The sequence below is a fragment of the Mycobacterium sp. SP-6446 genome (assembly GCF_001954045.1).
Lineage (GTDB): Bacteria > Actinomycetota > Actinomycetes > Mycobacteriales > Mycobacteriaceae > Mycobacterium.
The window spans coordinates 1-1,136 of the sequence record NZ_MBEM01000270.1; the positions used below are offsets into that span (position 1 = coordinate 1).

The 1,136-nt window shown below is 70.3% G+C and carries 1 protein-coding gene; it reads left to right on the top strand.

From position 1 onward, the window contains the following. Positions 1-1,136, top strand: a 1,136-nt coding sequence (locus tag A5736_RS25065) for a polyketide synthase (protein ID WP_254848451.1), incomplete at both ends; no start/stop codon positions are given.

Here is a 1,136-nt window from a genome sequence, read left to right on the forward strand (position 1 = left end):
TCGGCGACGGGCGTGTTCGCCGGGATATTCCACGGTTCGTACGGCGGCCAGGGCCGGGTGCCCGGAGAGCTGGAGAGATACGGGCTGCGCGGTTCGACGCTGAGCGTCGCCTCGGGCCGCGTCGCCTACGCGCTGGGCTTGGAGGGGCCGGCGGTGTCGGTGGACACCGCGTGTTCGTCGTCGTTAGTGGCGCTGCACTTGGCCGCGCGCTCACTGAGATCGGGCGAGTGCGATCTGGCGTTGGTCGGCGGGGTGACGGTCATGGCAACCCCCGCGATGTTCATCGAATTCAGTCGGCAGCGCGCGCTGGCTGCCGACGGACGGTGCAAGGCGTATGCGGGTGCGGCCGACGGAACCGGCTTCTCCGAGGGCGTCGGGGCGCTGGTGCTGGAGCGGTTGGCCGATGCGCGGCGGATGGGCCACCCGGTACTCGCGGTGGTCCGCGGCTCGGCCGTCAACCAGGACGGCGCGTCCAACGGCCTGGCGACCCCGAACGGGCCGGCGCAGCAGCGGGTGGTGCGGGCCGCACTGACCAACGCGCGGCTGAATACGGCCGACGTGGATCTGGTGGAGGGCCATGGCACCGGCACCACGCTGGGCGACCCGATCGAGGCCCAGGCGCTGCTGGCAACCTATGGACAGAATCGGCCGGCGGATCGTCCGCTGTGGCTGGGTTCTATCAAATCGAACATGGGGCATACCTCGGCCGCCGCGGGCGTGGCCGGGGTGATCAAGATGGTGCAGGCGATCCGCCACGGGCTGATGCCGCGGACGCTGCACGTGGATGTGCCCACGCCGCATGTGGATTGGTCGACGGGGGCCGTCTCGTTGTTGACCGAACCCCGGGCATGGCCGGCGGGGGGCGAGCCCCGCCGGGCCGGGGTGTCGTCGTTCGGAATCAGCGGGACTAATGCGCATGTGATCTTGGAAGAGGCCCCCGCGGACGCGCGGGCACTGGAAAGCGTTGGCGCGTCGGGCGATAACGACATGCCGGTGGTGCCGTGGGTGTTGTCCGCGCGGTCGGCCGAGGCACTCACAGCTCAGGCGCAGCGGCTGTTGACGCACGTTGGCGCCGATCTTGATCCGGCCGACGTGGGCTGGTCGTTGGTGTCGACGCGTTCGGTGTTCGAGCATCG